Annotated in this window: 16 protein-coding genes, 2 tRNA genes and 1 riboswitch; of the genes, 12 read left to right on the forward strand and 6 right to left on the reverse strand. The window is 56.8% G+C overall.

Annotated features, from left to right (window positions below; all coding sequences use genetic code 11):
* Positions 1-4 precede the first annotated feature (4 nt).
* The gene (narL, locus tag ACR6JA_RS05165) at positions 5-655 is read right to left on the reverse strand and encodes a two-component system response regulator NarL (RefSeq protein WP_008454210.1); all 651 of its coding nucleotides are present in this window, start codon (positions 653-655) and stop codon (positions 5-7) included.
* Positions 652-2,445 (reverse strand): nitrate/nitrite two-component system sensor histidine kinase NarX, encoded by a 1,794-nt coding sequence (narX, locus tag ACR6JA_RS05170; RefSeq protein ID WP_213716036.1) that lies wholly within the window; start codon positions 2,443-2,445, stop codon positions 652-654. Before narX ends, narL begins: the two co-directional genes overlap by 4 nt.
* Positions 2,446-2,752: 307 nt before the next feature.
* Here narX and ACR6JA_RS05175 point away from each other — a divergent pair, with 307 nt between their 5' ends.
* From ACR6JA_RS05175 to crcB, 12 genes are all read left to right on the forward strand, one after another.
* The gene (locus ACR6JA_RS05175; RefSeq protein WP_494492992.1) at positions 2,753-4,144 is read left to right on the forward strand and encodes a NarK family nitrate/nitrite MFS transporter; all 1,392 of its coding nucleotides are present in this window, start codon (positions 2,753-2,755) and stop codon (positions 4,142-4,144) included.
* 347 nt (positions 4,145-4,491) lie between these two features.
* Positions 4,492-8,238, forward strand: a complete 3,747-nt coding sequence (locus ACR6JA_RS05180) for a nitrate reductase subunit alpha (protein WP_494492993.1) — start codon at positions 4,492-4,494, stop codon at positions 8,236-8,238.
* The gene (gene narH / locus ACR6JA_RS05185) at positions 8,235-9,773 is read left to right on the forward strand and encodes a nitrate reductase subunit beta (protein ID WP_213716214.1); all 1,539 of its coding nucleotides are present in this window, start codon (positions 8,235-8,237) and stop codon (positions 9,771-9,773) included. The genes ACR6JA_RS05180 and narH overlap by 4 nt, the downstream gene beginning before the upstream one ends.
* The gene (gene narJ / locus ACR6JA_RS05190) at positions 9,770-10,474 is read left to right on the forward strand and encodes a nitrate reductase molybdenum cofactor assembly chaperone (protein WP_494492994.1); all 705 of its coding nucleotides are present in this window, start codon (positions 9,770-9,772) and stop codon (positions 10,472-10,474) included. The genes narH and narJ overlap by 4 nt, the downstream gene beginning before the upstream one ends.
* On the forward strand, positions 10,474-11,151 hold the full coding sequence (gene narI, locus ACR6JA_RS05195) for a respiratory nitrate reductase subunit gamma (protein WP_008454218.1): 678 nt from the start codon (positions 10,474-10,476) through the stop codon (positions 11,149-11,151). Before narJ ends, narI begins: the two co-directional genes overlap by 1 nt.
* A gap of 133 nt (positions 11,152-11,284) precedes the next feature.
* Positions 11,285-11,626 carry a metalloregulator ArsR/SmtB family transcription factor gene (locus ACR6JA_RS05200; protein WP_213716212.1) on the forward strand — a complete coding sequence of 114 codons (342 nt, stop codon included), beginning with the start codon at positions 11,285-11,287 and terminating at the stop codon, positions 11,624-11,626.
* Between the two features lie 69 nt (positions 11,627-11,695).
* Positions 11,696-12,985: an arsenic transporter gene (locus tag ACR6JA_RS05205; RefSeq protein WP_494493261.1), complete on the forward strand. Its 1,290-nt coding sequence runs from the start codon at positions 11,696-11,698 to the stop codon at positions 12,983-12,985.
* Between the two features lie 10 nt (positions 12,986-12,995).
* Positions 12,996-13,424: a glutaredoxin-dependent arsenate reductase gene (gene arsC, locus ACR6JA_RS05210; RefSeq protein ID WP_494492995.1), complete on the forward strand. Its 429-nt coding sequence runs from the start codon at positions 12,996-12,998 to the stop codon at positions 13,422-13,424.
* A gap of 36 nt (positions 13,425-13,460) precedes the next feature.
* Positions 13,461-13,531, forward strand: a riboswitch (Fluoride riboswitch).
* A gap of 80 nt (positions 13,532-13,611) precedes the next feature.
* Positions 13,612-14,523 (forward strand): DHH family phosphoesterase, encoded by a 912-nt coding sequence (locus ACR6JA_RS05215; RefSeq protein ID WP_494492996.1) that lies wholly within the window; start codon positions 13,612-13,614, stop codon positions 14,521-14,523.
* A complete protein-coding gene (locus ACR6JA_RS05220; protein WP_008454225.1) occupies positions 14,520-14,951 on the forward strand; it encodes a universal stress protein in 432 nt (143 codons plus the stop codon). The genes ACR6JA_RS05215 and ACR6JA_RS05220 overlap by 4 nt, the downstream gene beginning before the upstream one ends.
* A gap of 10 nt (positions 14,952-14,961) precedes the next feature.
* Positions 14,962-16,251, forward strand: a complete 1,290-nt coding sequence (gene eno, locus ACR6JA_RS05225) for a phosphopyruvate hydratase (RefSeq protein WP_494492997.1) — start codon at positions 14,962-14,964, stop codon at positions 16,249-16,251.
* A 54-nt stretch (positions 16,252-16,305) separates the two neighbouring features.
* On the forward strand, positions 16,306-16,683 hold the full coding sequence (crcB, locus tag ACR6JA_RS05230; protein ID WP_494492998.1) for a fluoride efflux transporter CrcB: 378 nt from the start codon (positions 16,306-16,308) through the stop codon (positions 16,681-16,683).
* A 241-nt stretch (positions 16,684-16,924) separates the two neighbouring features.
* On the opposite strand, the gene ACR6JA_RS05235 is transcribed toward crcB, so the two are convergent.
* The 4 genes from ACR6JA_RS05235 to ACR6JA_RS05250 all read right to left on the reverse strand — a co-directional run bounded on the left by ACR6JA_RS05235 (position 16,925) and on the right by ACR6JA_RS05250 (position 18,632).
* Positions 16,925-17,009: transfer RNA gene (locus tag ACR6JA_RS05235), tRNA-Tyr, on the reverse strand.
* A gap of 19 nt (positions 17,010-17,028) precedes the next feature.
* Positions 17,029-17,113: transfer RNA gene (locus ACR6JA_RS05240), tRNA-Tyr, on the reverse strand.
* A 157-nt stretch (positions 17,114-17,270) separates the two neighbouring features.
* Positions 17,271-18,113 (reverse strand): formyltetrahydrofolate deformylase, encoded by an 843-nt coding sequence (gene purU, locus ACR6JA_RS05245; RefSeq protein WP_008454230.1) that lies wholly within the window; start codon positions 18,111-18,113, stop codon positions 17,271-17,273.
* Between the two features lie 63 nt (positions 18,114-18,176).
* Positions 18,177-18,632 (reverse strand): YchJ family protein, encoded by a 456-nt coding sequence (locus tag ACR6JA_RS05250; protein ID WP_494492999.1) that lies wholly within the window; start codon positions 18,630-18,632, stop codon positions 18,177-18,179.
* Between the last annotated feature and the right edge of the window lie 29 nt (positions 18,633-18,661).

Here is an 18,661-nt window from a genome sequence, read left to right on the forward strand (position 1 = left end):
GGCGCTAAAAAATACGATCCTGGTGAACCCAAACGGCCGCTTCCACTCGGGACTTGAGCTTCATTTTCTTCAGCAGATGTTTGACGTGCACTTTCACCGTACTTTCGGTGATGTCCAGGCGACGGGCGATCATTTTGTTCGGCAGCCCCTGGGCTATCAGCTTCAGGATATCGCGTTCCCGCGGAGTCAACTGATTGACGTCACGGTCTGAGGTTGCACGGTTGGCCCGCAGGCTGGCCGCCAGCACCGGGGTCAGTGCTTCGCTGAGTACCATTTCCCCCGCTGCGGCCTGCTGCAGGGCTTTGAGCAAATCTTCCGGCTCCATGTCTTTCAGCAAATAGCCATCCGCGCCGCGCTTAAGGGCGGTAACCACATCTTCTTCATGGTTCGAAACGGTAAACACCACAATGCGTCCTGACAGCGCTTTTTCGCGCAGGCAGTCGAGCGTTTCCAGCCCGTTCATGCCCGGCATATTCAGGTCGAGCAGGATCAGGTCTGGATCGAGCGCTTCGGCAAGCTGCACGCCCTGTTCGCCGCTACCGGCTTCTCCGACGACGGCCAGCTCTGGCGCCATGCTGATCAGCTGCTTAACGCCGGTACGCATCATGGGATGATCGTCTATCAGCAAAATGGTTGCTGCTTCCTGATGACTCATTCTTCGCTCCTTATTACGGAAGAAAGCGGTGCTTCGGGGATAAAATTGACGACTACTTCGGTGCCGCCGCAGGGACGGGGGCGAACCTGGCAGTCACCCTGCAAGGTTTGTGCGCGGTCGCGCATGATAATAAGGCCGTAATGGTTGCTGCGCTCGCCGCTGCCGGAAATACCGCGCCCGTTGTCCCACACCACAAGGCGTACCTGATTTCCGTGGCGGGTGACGCTGATACCGCAGGCGCTGGCTTCCGCGTGTTTCAGGCTGTTGTTCAGCGCTTCACGCGCAATCTGCACCAAATGAATGGCCTGATGAGAAGGCACTAAGCGCGGCGGGAGCTGGTAGTCCAGCGCCACCGGGAAGCCAAGTTTGTCGCTGAACTCCTGGCAACTGGCCTCAAGCGCCGGGCGCAAACCCGGCTCGGTGAGCTTAAGGCGGAAGGTGGTCAGCAATTCTCTCAGCTGCCGCCAGGAGGTATTCAACTCGCCGCGTATTTGCTCCAGCAGCGTCCGACTCTCGTCCGGCAGCGTTTTGCCCTGCATTTGCAGGCAGCTGACCTGCATCTTCATACAGGAAAGTGACTGGGCGATGGAGTCATGCAATTCCCTGGCAATGGCAGATCGCTCCTCCATCACCACTAACTGCTGCTGGTGTTCATACTGACGCTCCATGGCGAGCGTGGCGGTGAGCTGCTCCATTAGCGTGGCAATAAGCTGCAACTGGTCTTCGGTCAGCGTTTTGCCCAACGGAAGCTGGGCCAGCACCAGGCCGTAATGAAGATGGTTGTCGGTGAGGCGCCATTTCAGCGTGGTGGTATCCTGCGGCAGCGCTGCCCCGGCATCCGGGCACAGCTGGCAGCCCCGGGCATCGCAGTGCGCGTCCGGCTGGAACGTGTACTCCTGATAATTCTCTTCATCTTCGTACTCGTACACCCGTAGCACGATGCCCAGCAGCGGCGTTAAAACCTGGAGTTCGCTCAGTACGGGGGAAATACGCTGGCACAGCGGAGCCTGCGCGTGCAGGCGGCGGTTAGCCTCGTAGAGGAAGGTGAGCATCTGGTTTTTTTGCTCAAGCCCGGCGGTTTTCTCCCGGACCCGCCGCTCGAGCACGGCGTAGCTTTGCGCCAGCTCGCTGGACATGCTGTTAAGCGCGCTCCCAAGCGTGGCCATTTCGTCGCGGCCACGAATATTCACCCGTTGGGTGAAGTCCCGCTGACCAATGGCTGTGGCCATCGCCAGTAGCTGACGCCACGGGCGGAGTAATCTTTTGCGTAACCAAATCAGGGTAAAGACGATCAACAGCCCGAGTAACACCGCCATACCCTGCTGCAGCAAAATCACGTGATGCAGACGCATCTCGGTGGTGCGGTCGAAGGAGCTGACCAGTTCATCAATGCTGGCGACAAAATGGGCGACGGCGGGTTTTACCTGCTGCGGCGTTTGGGCGGCAATCAGCGCGGGTTCAAGCGTGCTGCGCCAGTAATCTTGTAGCTGTTGAAGCCTGGCCTGCTGCCCGTCGCGCTCGGCTGCAAGGCGGAGATCGTCGCTCCATGTGGTTTGCTCCATTTCTCGCAGCAGCATCTTGTCCTGCTCCGTCAGCGGAATGGCTGCCAGCAGGCGGTAGCTCTGCATGCGCATGGAGCCCGTTTTGTTGATCGCGTGGGCATTGCCCGAAATCCCCTGGGCCAGCCAGCCAGCCATCGCCATTCCCACCACGCTTAACATCGCCAGCAGCATGACAACCAGCGCGAGCTGATTGACCAGCGAAAGGGGAGAAAACAGGCGTTTTAGCATTGGCAAACGGGCTCCTGAGTGGGAAAGGTGACGAGTGGCGCTATTTTCAGTCAACAGCTGGAGTATACCCATACCTCCAAAGGATTACCCCCAAATTGCCAGAGGTGGCAGGGCAATGGGAGCGGTCGGCAGCAAGTCCCGCAGGGGTGTGATAAATCACGTTATTTTTTTGCCAGAAGATTACTCACAAAGAATGAGGGGGCTTTTTTGCCCGCCGGAGAGATAGATTATCCCTTGATTTACATCAACTAATCTCGACACAGGAACCCTAAGGTTGCGGCATTTACTCACACAAAATGAGGTGTTTATGTCACAGTCTCCCGTTCCCGAGAAGCCGTCGGGCGCACTGATTACCGACTGGCGGCCGGAAGACCCGCAGTTCTGGCAGCAAAAAGGTCATCGGATCGCCAGCCGCAACCTGTGGATTTCCGTCCCAAGCCTGCTGCTGGCCTTCTGCGTCTGGATGCTGTTCAGCGCGGTGGCGGTGAATTTGAATAAGGTCGGCTTTACTTTCACCACCGATCAGCTGTTTATGCTCACGGCGTTACCTTCCGTTTCCGGCGCGCTGCTGCGCGTACCGTATTCGTTCATGGTGCCGGTCTTTGGCGGCCGGCGCTGGACGGCGTTCAGCACGGGGATCTTGATTATTCCGTGCGTCTGGCTGGGCTTTGCCGTGCAGGACACCAGCACCTCGTTTAACACCTTCATCTGTATCTCGCTGCTGTGCGGCTTTGCCGGGGCGAACTTTGCCTCCAGCATGGCAAACATCAGCTTCTTCTTCCCGAAGGCAAAGCAGGGCGGCGCGCTGGGGATTAACGGTGGGCTGGGGAATATGGGCGTGAGCGTGATGCAGCTGGTGGCCCCGCTGGTTATCTCCCTGTCGATGTTTGCCGTTTTTGGCGGCAAAGGCGTGGCACAGGGCGACGGCACGATGCTGTTCCTGGAAAATGCCGCGTGGATTTGGGTACCGTTTCTGGCGGTATTCACTTTAGCCGCCTGGTTCGGAATGAACGATCTCTCGGCGTCGAAAGCCTCCCTGCGTGAGCAACTGCCGGTGCTTAAGCGCGGCCATCTCTGGATTCTGGGGCTGCTCTACCTGGCGACATTTGGCTCGTTCATCGGCTTTTCTGCCGGGTTTGCGATGCTGTCTAAAACCCAGTTCCCGGACGTCAACATTCTGCATTTTGCCTTCTTCGGCCCGCTGTTTGGCGCCCTGGCACGTTCTGCAGGTGGGGCGATTTCCGACCGCTGGGGCGGCACCAGAGTTTCGCTGTATAACTTCATGCTGATGGCCATTTTCAGCGCGCTGCTGTTCACCACGCTGCCAACGAACGGACAGGGCGGGAACTTCATCGCCTTCTTCGGGGTGTTTCTGATGCTGTTCCTGACGGCGGGGCTGGGCAGTGGCTCAACCTTCCAGATGATTTCCGTGATTTTCCGTAAGCTGACAATGGACAGAGTAAAAGCCGCCGGTGGCAGCGATGAAGTCGCCCTGCGCGAGGCCGCCACGGATACCGCCGCAGCGCTGGGCTTTATTTCGGCCATTGGGGCCATCGGGGGATTCTTTATCCCTAAAGCCTTCGGCACCTCCCTGGCGCTGACCGGCTCGCCTGCCGGGGCGATGAAGCTGTTCCTCGTCTTTTACATTGCGTGTGTGGTTATTACCTGGGCCGTTTATGGCCGGAAATCCTCTCGCTAATGCATTGACCTTTTTGGTTATCCCTTTGCGCGGCTTCGTCCGCGCTTTTTTTTGCCCATTACGTTTTCAGCGCTGGTTAATTCGCCGCCTACCCCTTAATACCTAAACCCGGCTTTCCGCTACCCCTTCTTCGATGGGTTTTGGTTTTTTTGTATTTATATTCAGTTAGTTAGTGATTGTTAAGGTCTTATACTTTGGTGGTAGTGGTCACCGGGCGCCCAAAAAACACACCAGAAGCAGTTGATCGTTATCAAAAATCCCCAGCTTTCGAGGCGTTACCGTCTCGGGCATCAAGCAATGTCGATTTCACCAGAAGAGCCACCAGGCTCCACATCAGGAGTATCCCGATGAGCAAGTTCCTCGACCGGTTTCGTTATTTCAGGCAGAAGGGAGAAACCTTCGCCAATGGACACGGCCAGCTACTCGATACCAATCGCGACTGGGAAGAAGGGTATCGCCAGCGCTGGCAGCATGACAAAGTGGTGCGCTCCACGCACGGCGTGAACTGTACCGGCTCCTGCAGCTGGAAGATTTATGTCAAAAGCGGCCTGGTGACCTGGGAAACCCAGCAAACGGACTACCCGCGTACCCGTCCGGATATGCCGAACCACGAACCTCGCGGCTGCCCGCGCGGGGCAAGCTACTCATGGTATCTCTACAGCGCCAACCGTCTGAAGTACCCGCAGATGCGTAAACGTCTGATCAAGCTGTGGCGCGAAGCGAAAACGCAGCATAACGATCCGGTTGAAGCCTGGGCATCGATCATTAACGATCCCGACAAAGCCAAAAGTTACAAACAGGCGCGTGGCCGCGGGGGATTTGTTCGTTCGACCTGGGAAGAGGTTAACGAGCTGATCGCGGCGGCGAACGTCTATACCGCAAAAACCTACGGCCCGGACCGCATCACCGGCTTCTCGCCGATCCCGGCCATGTCGATGGTTTCTTACGCCGCAGGCACCCGCTATATGTCGCTTATCGGCGGCACCTGCATGAGCTTCTACGACTGGTACTGCGACCTGCCGCCAGCGTCTCCACAAACCTGGGGCGAGCAGACTGACGTACCGGAGTCCGCGGACTGGTACAACGCCGGTTACATCATCGCCTGGGGCTCTAACGTCCCGCAGACGCGTACCCCTGACGCCCACTTCTTCACTGAAGTCCGCTACAAAGGCACCAAAACGGTTGCCGTCACGCCGGACTATGCGGAAATCTCCAAGCTGTGCGACCAGTGGCTGGCGCCGAAGCAGGGGACGGATGCCGCGATGGCGATGGCAATGGGCCACGTTATGCTGCGGGAATTCCATCTCGACAAACCAAGCCAGTACTTCACCGACTACGTTCGTCGCTACACCGATATGCCGATGCTGGTGACGCTGGAAGCCCGTGACGGCTTCTATGCCCCGGCGAATTTGCTGCGTGCGGCAGACCTGGTCGACAGTCTCGGCCAGGAAAATAATCCTCAGTGGAAAACCGTGGCGCTGGCTGATCAGTCCGGCGAGCTGGTTGCACCTAACGGATCCATTGGCTTCCGCTGGGGTGAAAAAGGCAAGTGGAACCTCGAGCAGCGTGACGGCAGCACCGGGGAAGAAACCTCGCTGCGCCTGAGCCTGCTGGGCAGTCATGATGAAGTTGCCGAGGTGGGCTTCCCGTACTTTGGCGGTGAGAGCACCGAGCATTTCGACAACGTCAAACTGAAAGACGTACTGCTGCATAAGCTACCGGTTAAACGCCTGCAGCTGGCGGATGGCTCAAGCGTGCTGGTGGCAACGGTTTACGATCTCACCCTGGCTAACTACGGCCTGGATCGCGGCCTGAACGATGATAACTGCGCCAGCAGCTACGATGAAATGAAGGCCTATACGCCAGCCTGGGCCGAGCAGATCACCGGTGTACCTCGCCAGGATATCGTGCGCATTGCCCGTGAGTTCGCGGATAACGCGGACAAAACCCACGGCCGCTCGATGATTATCGTTGGCGCGGGCGTGAACCACTGGTTCCATATGGATATGGCCTACCGCGGGCTTATCAATATGCTGATCTTCTGCGGCAGTATCGGGCAGAGCGGCGGCGGCTGGGGCCACTACGTCGGTCAGGAAAAACTGCGTCCGCAGACCGGCTGGATGCCGCTGGCGTTTGCCCTCGACTGGCAGCGTCCGCCTCGCCACATGAACAGCACCTCCTACTTCTATAACCACTCCAGTCAGTGGCGCTACGAGACGGTGACGGCGGATGAGTTCCTGTCGCCGCTGGCGGATAAGTCCCGCTACACCGGCCACCTGATCGACTTCAACGTGCGCGCCGAACGCATGGGCTGGCTGCCGTCTGCGCCGCAGCTTGGCACTAACCCGCTGCGCATTGCTGACCGGGCGAAAGAGGCCGGAATGTCGCCGGTGGATTACACCGTTGAACAACTTAAATCCGGCGGCATCCGCTTTGCGGCGGAGCAGCCTGACTCCGGCTATAACCATCCGCGCAACATGTTTATCTGGCGTTCGAACCTGCTGGGCTCTTCCGGGAAGGGGCATGAATTTATGCTCAAATACCTGCTGGGCACCGAGCACGGCATTCAGGGGAAAGATCTGGGCCAGGAAGGCGGGCTGATGCCGGAGGAGGTGGAATGGGTCGATAACGGCCTGGACGGCAAGCTGGATCTGGTGGTCACCCTGGACTTCCGCCTGTCGAGCACCTGCCTGTATTCCGACATTGTGCTGCCGACCGCCACCTGGTATGAGAAAGAAGATCTGAACACTTCGGATATGCATCCGTTTATTCACCCGTTCTCCGCCGCCGTGGATCCTTGCTGGGAGTCGAAAAGCGACTGGGAAATCTACAAAAGCATCGCGAAGAAGTTCTCCGAAGTTTGCGTTGGCCACCTCGGTAAAGAGACCGATGTTGTGACGCTGCCGATTCAGCACGACTCGGCCGCTGAACTGGCTCAACCGTATGGCGTTATGGACTGGAAGAAAGGCGAATGTGACCTAATCCCAGGCAAAACCGCGCCGCACATTATTGCCGTTGAGCGCGACTATCCGGCGACGTACGAACGCTTCACCTCCGTCGGGCCGCTGTTGGAGAAAATGGGCAACGGCGGGAAAGGCATTAGCTGGAATACCGAAAAAGAAGTCGAGTTCCTGCGCAAGCTCAACTACGTGAAGACCGACGGCCCGGCTAAAGGGCAGCCTATGATCAACACGGCCATTGATGCCGCCGAGGTTGTGCTCAGCCTGGCGCCGGAAACCAACGGCCAGGTGGCGGTGAAAGCCTGGGCCGCGCTCGGTGAATTTACCGGTCGCGATCACACGCACCTCGCATTGCCGAAAGAAGAAGAGAAGATTCGCTTCCGCGACATTCAGGTTCAGCCGCGCAAAATTATCTCCAGCCCGACCTGGTCCGGCCTGGAGGACGAACATGTCTCTTATAACGCAGGCTACACCAACGTGCACGAGCTGATCCCGTGGCGCACCCTGTCTGGGCGCCAGCAGCTTTATCAGGATCACCAGTGGATGCGCGACTTTGGCGAGAGCCTCGTGGTGTACCGTCCGCCGATTGATACCCGTTCCGTGGACGGCATGATGGGCCACAAGTCTAACGGCAACCCGGAAAAAGCGCTTAACTTCCTGACCCCGCATCAGAAGTGGGGCATCCACTCCACCTACAGCGACAACCTGTTAATGCTGACGCTGGGGCGCGGGGGGCCAATTATCTGGCTGTGTGAAGCAGATGCAAAAGAAATCGGCATCGCCGATAACGACTGGGTTGAAGTGTTTAACAAAAACGGGGCGCTGGCGGCGCGCGCGGTAGTGAGCCAGCGCGTTCCGGCCGGGATGACGATGATGTACCACGCGCAGGAACGCATCATGAACCTGCCGGGCTCTGAAATCACCGGCCAGCGTGGCGGCATTCATAACTCGGTGACCCGCATCACGCTGAAGCCAACCCACATGATTGGCGGCTACGCCCAACTGGCCTACAGCTTTAACTATTACGGCACGGTCGGCTCTAACCGCGATGAGTTCGTGGTGGTTCGCAAAATGAAAGAGATTAACTGGTTAGACGGCGAAGGCAATGACCAGGTACAGGAGAGCGTAAAATGAAAATTCGTTCACAAATTGGCATGGTGCTGAATCTGGACAAATGCATCGGCTGCCATACCTGCTCGGTGACCTGCAAAAACGTCTGGACCAGCCGCGAAGGAACGGAATACGCGTGGTTTAACAACGTGGAAACCAAGCCTGGCCTGGGCTACCCAAACGACTGGGAAAACCAGGACAAATGGAAGGGGGGCTGGATCCGCAAAATCAACGGCAAGCTGCAGCCCCGCATGGGCAACCGCGCGATGCTGCTGGGTAAAATCTTCGCTAACCCGCATTTACCGGGGATCGACGATTATTACGAGCCGTTTGACTACGACTACCAGAACCTGCACACCGCGCCGGAAGGCAGCAAAGCGCAGCCCGTGGCCCGGCCTCGTTCGCTGATTACCGGCCAGCGGATGAACAAAATCGAAGCTGGCCCGAACTGGGAAGAGCTGCTTGGCGGCGAATTTGAAAAACGCGCGCAGGACCAGAACTTCGTCAATATGCAAAAGGCGATGTACGGCCAGTTCGAAAACACCTTCATGATGTACCTGCCGCGCTTGTGCGAGCACTGCCTGAACCCGGCCTGCGTCGCCACCTGTCCGAGCGGGGCCATCTACAAGCGTGAAGAAGACGGCATTGTGCTGATTGATCAGGATAAATGCCGTGGCTGGCGGATGTGCATCACCGGCTGCCCGTACAAAAAAATCTACTTCAACTGGAAAAGCGGCAAGTCCGAGAAGTGCATCTTCTGCTACCCGCGCATTGAAGCGGGGATGCCGACGGTCTGCTCAGAAACCTGCGTAGGGCGTATTCGCTACCTCGGCGTACTGCTGTATGACGCCGATGCGATTGAGCAGGCGGCCAGCACGGAAAACGAAAAAGATCTGTATCAGCGCCAGCTGGACGTATTCCTGGATCCGAACGATCCGGCGGTCATTGCGCAAGCGCTGAAAGACGGTATCCCGCAGGGAGTTATTACGGCGGCTCAGCAGTCACCGGTGTACAAAATGGCGATGGACTGGAAGCTGGCTCTGCCGCTGCACCCGGAGTATCGCACGCTGCCGATGGTCTGGTACGTGCCGCCGCTGTCGCCGATTCAGTCCGCAAGCGATGCGGGCCAACTGCCGCACACCGGCATTCTACCTGACGTCGAAAGCTTGCGTATTCCGGTGGAGTACCTGGCCAACCTGCTGACCGCCGGGGACACCGCGCCGGTGCTGCGGGCGCTGAAGCGCATGATGGCGATGCGTCACTACAAACGTGCTGAAACCGTTGAAGGCGTGATCGACACGCGCGCGCTGGAAGAGGTGGGACTAACCGAAGCTCAGGCGCAGGAGATGTACCGCTACCTGGCTATCGCTAACTACGAAGATCGTTTTGTGGTGCCGACCAGCCATCGCGAACTGGCTGAGAACTCTTTCCCTGAGCACAGCGGCTGCGGCTTTAGCTTCGGCGACGGCTGTCACGGCAGCGACACCAACTTCAATCTGTTCAACAGCCGTCGGATTGACGCTATCGACGTCTCGAGCAAAACGGAGCCGCACCCATGATTGAACTACTGATTATCTCCCGCCTGCTGGAGTACCCGGATGCTGCCCTGTGGCAGCATCATCAGGAGCTGCATGAGGCGCTGGCCCAAAGCGAGACATTAACGGAAATGCAGCGCGCCAGTCTGGATGGGTTTATCGACTCACTCTGCCAGCGGGAGCTGCTGGACGCGCAATCCAGCTACAGCGAGCTATTCGACCGGGGCAGAGCCACTTCGCTGTTGCTCTTCGAGCACGTTCACGGTGAATCGCGCGATCGGGGCCAGGCGATGGTTAACCTGATGAACCAGTATGAGCAGGCCGGGCTGGAAATTGACAGCCGCGAACTGCCGGACCATTTGCCGCTTTATCTGGAATACCTGTCCCAGCGCACGCGAGCAGAAGCGCAGGGCGGGCTGCAGGACATCGCGCCGATCCTGGCTTTGCTCAGCGCGCGTCTGAAACAGCGTGAGAGCGACTATGCACAGCTCTTCGATCTGCTGATTGCTCTTGCTGAAAGCGACGTCAGCGTCGAAACGGTCCGCCAGCAAATTGCTAACGAAGCGCGCGACGACACGCCTCAGGCGCTGGATGCGGTGTGGGAAGAGGAGCAGGTGAAATTCATGGCCGATGACAGCTGCGGAGAGACTGACATTACCGCACACCAGCGCCGTTTTGCCGGGGCGGTGGCTCCGCAGTACCTGAATATAGCAGGAGGGAAATAATGCATTTTCTCAACGTCTTCTTCTTTGATATCTACCCGTACCTTTGCGGTGCCGTGTTCCTGATTGGCAGCTGGCTGCGCTATGACTACGGGCAGTACACCTGGCGCGCAGCGTCCAGCCAGATGCTGGATCGCAAGGGCATGAACCTGGCCTCAAACCTGTTTCATTTCGGTATTCTTGGGATCTTTGCCGGGCACTTCCTTGGCATGCTGACGCCGCACTGGATGTACGAGGCGTTTTTGCCGCTAGAAATTAAACAGAAAATGGCCATGTTTGCCGGGGGAGCCAGCGGCGTGATGACGCTGGTGGGCGGCCTGCTGCTGCTGAAGCGCCGCTTGTTCAGCCCACGCGTTCGCGCTACCACCACCGGGGCCGATATCCTGATCCTTAGCCTGTTGATGCTCCAGTGTGCGCTGGGCCTCGGCACTATTCCGTTCTCCGCCCAGCATATGGACGGCAGCGAAATGATGAAGCTGGTGAACTGGGCGCAGCACGTGGTCACCTTCCGCGGTGGCGCATCTGACTACCTCGACGGCGTGGCGTTTATTTTCCGCGTTCATCTGGTGCTGGGCATGACGCTGTTCCTGCTGTTCCCGTTCTCGCGCCTCGTGCATATCTGGAGCGCGCCGGTGGAATACCTGACGCGCAAATACCAGATTGTCCGCGCTCGCCGCTAGCCTGCATGAATTATCACAAGCCCGGTATATGCCGGGCTTTTTACACGATAAACAAATTCGTTTTTTCGAATATGAAAGTTGACTTTAACGCCGTGAGCTTTACTATGGCAGCGTCTATTCAAGAGATCTCGCCATGACTGCACTGACGCCCTTACAGCTTTTTAAACATTTGTCGGAAGAAACCCGGCTGGCTATCACGCTGCTGCTAAGAGCGAAAAGCGAGCTTTGCGTCTGCGAACTAACTGCTGTGCTGAACCTGCCGCAGCCTAAGGTCTCCCGGCATTTGGCGATGTTGCGCGAGGGCGGTTTGCTGCAGGACAGAAGAGAGGGGAAATGGGTTTATTATCGCCTTTCACCCCACATGCCCGCGTGGGCGGCGGCGGTCATTGAGCAGGCCTGGCAAAGCCAGGGCCATGAAGTGCTGGAGCGTTTGAAACGCATAGAGGCTAGCGGGGCTATGGCACTTTGCCAGTAAAAAAAATTTAATTAAACATATTCGTTTTTTCACATGTGAATGCGTTGTTTTACTGACGCGGGAGTGAACATAGTTTTAGCAGGAACACTATTTCTTCTTACCCTGGGGCTGGTTATCTGGCAGCCGCGCGGGTTGGGAATTGGCTGGAGTGCAGCGCTGGGCGCGGGGCTGGCATTGGCGACTGGCGTAGTTCAGGTCGCCGATATTCCCGTAGTGTGGGCAATTGTCTGGAATGCTACGGCGACCTTTATCGCGGTGATTATCATTAGCCTGCTGCTGGATGAGTCTGGTTTTTTTGAGTGGGCGGCATTGCACGTTGCCCGCTGGGGAAAGGGGAATGGGCGGCTGCTGTTCTCCTGGATTGTGCTGCTTGGGGCAGCGGTGGCGGCGCTGTTTGCCAATGATGGCGCGGCGCTGATTCTGACGCCGATTGTTATCGCCATGCTGCTGGCCCTCGGCTTTAGCCCCGGCGCGACGCTGGCCTTCGTGATGGCCGCGGGCTTTATCGCCGATACGGCAAGTTTGCCGCTGATTGTTTCTAACCTGGTGAATATCGTTTCCGCTGACTTCTTCCAGCTTGGGTTCAGCGAATACGCCTCGGTGATGGTGCCGGTCAACCTCGCCGCGATTGTGGCCACGCTTATCATGCTGCATCTGTATTTCCGCAAAGAGATTCCCCCGGTTTACGACCTTGAACTGTTGCAAATCCCGGCCAGCGCCATCAGGGACCCGGCTACGTTCAAGGCGGGCTGGATTGTCCTTGTCCTGCTGCTGGTGGGCTTTTTTGCTCTGGAGCCGCTCGGGATCCCGGTCAGTGCGATAGCCGCCGTGGGGGCGTTGATTCTGCTGGCGGTGGCGAAAAAAGGGCAGGCGATCAATACCGGCAAAGTGCTGCGCGGTGCGCCCTGGCAGATTGTGATTTTCTCTCTCGGGATGTATCTGGTGGTTTATGGCCTGCGCAACGCCGGTTTGACTGACCAGCTTTCCGGCTTGCTCAACGTGCTGGCGCAGCATGGGCTTTGGACGGCGACGCTTGGGACGGGGCTTATTACCGCCTTCCTGTCGTCCGTGATGAACAACATGCCCACGGTGCTGGTGGGGGCCTTGTCGATTGAGGGCAGCATCGCGGGCGGCGTTATTAAAGAAGCGATGATTTACGCCAACATTATCGGCTGCGATCTCGGGCCTAAAATTACGCCAATTGGTAGCCTTGCCACGCTGCTGTGGCTGCATGTGCTTGCCCAGAAGAAGCTTACTATCAGCTGGGGTTATTACTTCCGAACCGGTGTTGTGATGACGCTGCCGGTGCTGCTCGTCACGCTCGCGGCGCTTGCCCTGCGCCTTTCTTTCTCTCGCTGAGCAACTGTCTATGAGCAACATTACGATTTACCACAATCCTGAGTGCGGCACGTCCCGCAACGCGCTGGCGATGATCCGCAATAGCTGCACGGAGCCCACGATAATCTATTACCTCGAGACGCCACCGTCCCGTGAAGAACTTGCCGGGCTGTTGGCCGACATGGCGATCGGAGCCCGTGAGCTGCTGCGCAAAAACGTTGAGCCTTATGAAGTTTTAGGGCTGGAGAAAGGGCAATTCAGCGAGGAGCAACTCATTGAGTTGATGGTGCAGTACCCGCTGTTAATTAACCGCCCGATTGTGGTGACTGAGCGGGGGACGAGACTTTGCCGCCCTTCGGAACGCGTGCTGGATATCCTGCCTGAAGCGCAGCAGGGCGCGTTCAGTAAAGAGGACGGCGAGCCGGTTGTGGATGAGCAGGGCCAGCGCTTGAAACCGTAAAACCCGCTTGAAACCCTGAGGGGAAGGGTTCACAATACTTCGCAAGGTGATGGCGTTCCACCTTCCCCCAACCGCCTCGTTCAGAGGCTGATGACGCCTGGTATGACTCTTTTAATCCAAGAGGCATGTCAGGCTGGTCAACGTTTACCCGCCGGCTCTGCATGCTTCCCTTAACGGGGCTCGAGCCATGATACATGTTATTGGTCACCTTCATCCCGACAGCGATGCCGTTTGCAGCGCCGTGATGGTTGCTCGCTGGTTAACGCTGCGGGGCCGCACGGCACAGGCGTGGCGCTGCGGCGAGGTTAACCGTGAAACTGAACTAATTTTCTCCCGTGCCGCTTTTCCTCTGCCCGGGCTTCTCTCGTCTTCTCTGAGCAACAAAGACATCTGGCTGGTGGATTTTAACGAGCCGGGGCAAGGGCCAGACTCGCTTATCACCGGCAATATTGTTGGGATCATCGATCATCACCGTTTGGGCGGGCTGATTACCCGGTTGCCGCCGGAGGTGTGCATCAAACCCGTAGGCAGCACGGCCACGGTGATCTGGCAGCTTATGGACGCCCGACTTCGGGCCGGGATCTCTGCCAGCGAGGCTATTTTGCTCCTGGGCGCGCTGCTCAGTGACACCGTCGCGCTACGTTCGCCCACGACCACACCTGAGGATAGGCTGGCGGCGGATGAGCTGGCCGGGCGCATCGGTATCGATTATGAAGAGTTTATTGCCGACCTGCTCACGGCCAAGACCTCTGTGGCGGGGCTGAGCGCGAGGGAGCTGCTGCACAAAGATCTCAAGCGTTTTGACATCAACGGTGTTCGGCTAAAAATTGCGCAACTGGAACTCTACTCTCTAACGCAACTTGCTCCTCAATTGAATGCTCTGCTGGAAGAAATGAACCTGCATGCGGCCGACGCCGATGTCGATCTTGTCGTGTTGATGGTGACCGATATTAATGCTTGTGCATCTGAACTCTATTTCTCCACCTCTTCATTGATACCTGGGGCGCAGCCCCGCGTGATGCCGGGTATGATGAGTCGCAAAAAACAGCTTCTCCCCTGGCTGCAAAGCCAGCTCAACCCCGCCAGGAGCCCGTTATGAACCTCTACTCCCACGTTCTCGTACTTATTCAGGGCAAGACCGACGGACAGGTGCTGATTCAACATGCCGCTCGCCTTGCCGGGGCGCTGCCCGTCCAAATCACCCTCGTCCACATCAGCGAAGACTACCGGGAGATGAATTACGTCTCCGATGCGCGAATGGATGACAACGTTTCTGCCGACCTGATTCAGGCGAAAGCGTTGTTTAGCGAGCTGGTGCGCTCGGTCAACGTGCCGGTAAAAACGCGGGAGCTGGTGACGTTGAACCGCTTTGAAGACGTTGAAAAATGCATTTCTTCACTGGATGTGGACCTGGTGCTGGCCGGGCACCGCAACCGCTGGCTGGGGCAGATCGCTTCTGACTCGATGGAATACGTCAATCATCTGAATGTTGACGTGCTGATTAAACATATCGATGGCAAACAATGAGGTAATCACCATGAATTTTACGCTGGATAAAATAGTTGCTCGTGAAATTTTGGATTCTCGTGGGAACCCAACCGTTGAAGTTGATGCTTATACCACAGAGGGGGTTATGGCCCGGGCCTCGGTTCCGTCCGGTGCCAGCACGGGTTCAAGGGAGGCCATAGAGCGACGGGATGGCGATAAACAGCGCTACAACGGTAAGGGGGTGCAGAACGCAGTGCATTCGATCAATACCGAGATTCATCAGGCACTTGTGGGCGTTGATGCCCGTGAACAGCGGCGGGTGGATGATATTCTGCTGGCGCTGGACGGCACGGAAAACAAGGCACGGTTGGGGGCTAACGCCATTCTCGGTGTTTCTTTGGCCGTCGCGCGGCTTGCAGCTCAGGTAACCGGCCAGCCGCTGTTTCGCTATCTCGGTGGGCTGAGGGCGAACCTGCTGCCGGTTCCCTGCATGAATATTGTTAACGGCGGGGTGCATGCCCGGGGGCAGGGAGCGGATTTTCAGGAGTTTATGATTGCGCCACATGGTGCGGCCAGCCTGACCGAAGCCGTGCGCCAGGGGAGCGAAGTCTACCAGGCGCTTCGCCAGATCCTGCTGGATAACGATCTTTCTACAGCCGTGGGTGATGAAGGCGGATTTGCCCCGGCGGTGTCCTCTAATAAACAACCTTTGCAGTTTATCGTGCAGGCGATTGAGAAAGCGGGCTACCGGCCAGGGGAAGATATCAGCATCTGTATCGATCCCGCTTCCAGCGAATTCTATACCGAGGGTAAATACCACCTAAGAACGGAAAAAAGCACGCTTAGCGCCGAAGAGATGACGGGCTATTATGCCGATCTGCTGGGCCAGTTTCCTATTGTGCTGCTTGAAGATGGGCTGGCCGAGAATGACTGGGCAGGTTGGAAGCACCTGAACCAAAAATTGGGCAACAGGGTCGAGCTGGTGGGCGACGATCTCTTCGTGACTAACGTGAAATACATCCGACGTGGCATAGAAGAGAACCTGGCTAACGCGGCGCTGATCAAGCTGAACCAGATAGGCACCCTGAGCGAAACCTTCGACGCGGTGGCACTTTGCCAGCAGCACGGCTGGGGAACGTTTATTTCGCACCGCAGCGGTGAAACGACGGACAGCTTTATTGCGGACATGACGGTTGCCTTGCGTGCGGGGCACCTGAAAACCGGCGCGCCTTGTCGGGGCGAAAGGGTAGAAAAATATAATCAGTTGATGCGAATTGAACAGGCGCTAGGCGCAGATGCACATTTTGCCGGACGTAGCGCTTTTATTCATAAAAGCTAAAAGCAAAGTTCTTATTTAACAACACCGTATCGTTTAGATCTTTTTGAGGGAAATATGGTTAAACCACTGTTTGCAGTTATTGTTGGCGGCTCGGCTGGGTGTGTTATTCGCTGGCTCCTTGCGTTACGTCTGAATGGCCTTTTCCCTCATTTGCCCCTCGGTACGCTGGCGGTCAACCTGTTGGCCGGGTTGATTATCGGTGGCGCGATGGCTTTCTTTCTGCGTCAGCCGCAGCTTGATCCCGGCTGGAAGTTGTTGATTACCACCGGCCTGTGCGGCGGCATGAGTACTTTTTCAACGTTCTCTGTTGAGCTGTTTTCGCTGCTGCAGGGGGGGAATTATGCCTGGGCGTTGGCGTCCGTTTTCGCTCACGTACTGGGTTCACTGTTAATGACCGCGGTCGGTTTCTTTGTCATAAATGCCGTGATGTAATAGGGCTGTGCAACCGGCGGGCCTGAGTTTGGCTCGCCTTTTTTATTCTTAGAGAACAACAGAGAAAGGCGTTTTATAAGAGTATTAGCCCGGGTGCCAGGAATAGGGAGGCAGGGGAAGTATGACCGCACAAGCGCGTTCTCACTGACGTGAGTCGAACCTTAATCGAAGCTTCTCGTTCTTCCCCAACGGGAAACTGGAACATTGTGCAAGCTTTTGGGTTTGGATTTGTTCTGGAATATGGTGGCGGGGGAAGGATTCGAACCTTCGAAGTCGATGACGGCAGATTTACAGTCTGCTCCCTTTGGCCGCTCGGGAACCCCGCCAGGGGTTAATGCTTTGAGATGGTGGTGGGGGAAGGATTCGAACCTTCGAAGTCGATGACGGCAGATTTACAGTCTGCTCCCTTTGGCCGCTCGGGAACCCCACCACGGGGTAATGCTTGTTACTGGCCTGCTTCGCTGTGGAAGCGGGGCGCATCATATCAAATGAAGCGCCGCTGTAAAGCATTCACTTGAGGAAAATGAATCGTTTGCCGCTTTTTTACGCTGAGCGCCGCAAAGCTAACCAATTCATTTTCTGGGTGATTAGAGAATAATCGTACGGTTGCCGTAAACGAAGACTCGCTGGGCCAGCACTTCGTAGAGCGCCCGGCTTAGCACATTTTTCTCGACGTCACGCCCGGCACGCATCATGTCGTCGGCGGTGTAGGTGTGATCGACGTGGATCACGTCCTGCATGATGATCGGGCCTTCGTCCAGATTATCATTAACGTAATGCGCGGTGGCGCCGATAATTTTCACGCCGCGTTCGTAGGCCTGGTGGTAAGGGCGTGCGCCGATAAACGCCGGCAGGAACGAGTGATGGATGTTGATTATCTGGTTCGGGAAGCGGGCGACAAACTCAGGCGTCAATACGCGCATGTATTTGGCCAGCACGACGTAGTCTGGTTTATGCGCTTCGATAGCATCGGCCATTTGCATGTCGTGCTCTTCGCGCGTCATCCCTTCGTGGCTGACTAACTGGAACGGAATGTCGAAACGCTCCACTAAGGTACGTAGGGTTTCGTGATTGCCGATGACGGCAGCGATTTCTACGTCCAGGCCGCCATAGGTGGATTTCATCAGCAAATCGCCGAGACAATGGGCTTCTTTGGTGACCAGAATAACAATGCGACGGCGGCCCGCAGGCGTCAATTCACGAATTGAGCCTTCCGGCAGCGCGCTGTCCAGGTCGGCCATCAGCGTGGTGTCGTTAAAAATGCCTTCAAGCTCGGTACGCATAAAGAAGCGGCCGGTACGATGATCGACAAATTCGTTGTTCTGAACAATATTGAGTTCGTGTTTGTAGCAAATGTTAGTGATTCGCGCGATGAGACCCTTCTGATCGGGGCAGATTGTGCGGAGAACTTTACGTTGTAATGCCTGCATGAAGAGATAAATCCTGTTGAACGGTGTTTGCGAAACAATAATGCTGTTATGCGGCGAAGGCTATCATCCGCAGCATTTTTTATATTTTTTTCCAGAACCGCAAGGGCAGGGGTCATTACGACCGAACTGCGGGCGGAGGCCGTCGATATAGTACCATTGACCGCTTTCCCTGACGAAACGAGAGCGTTCGATTATCGCGTTTTGCTTGCCGTTTTCCTGAAAACGGGCAACAAAGCTGACAAATCCTTCGTTGGCATCTTTGCCCTCAGCTTCTTCATATATCGTCAGGCCGAGCCATTCCGTGTCGCCGAAGCCGGTGGATATTTCTGATTTTAACGACGGACGGCGGCAGCTTTCATGCCAGCTTGCAACAAGATAATCCGCATCCTGCTTCACAAAAGCGGTGTAACGAGAGCGCATAAGCTGTGACGGGCGTTGCGGATGCTGGGCCGCGCTTAGGTAAGGCTGGCAACATAAGCTATACTCCAAACCGCTGCCACAGGGACAAAGTTGCAACATAATATCTCCAGGAAAAAATAAACGACGCC

Source organism: Cedecea sp. B1(4) (assembly GCF_059414925.1).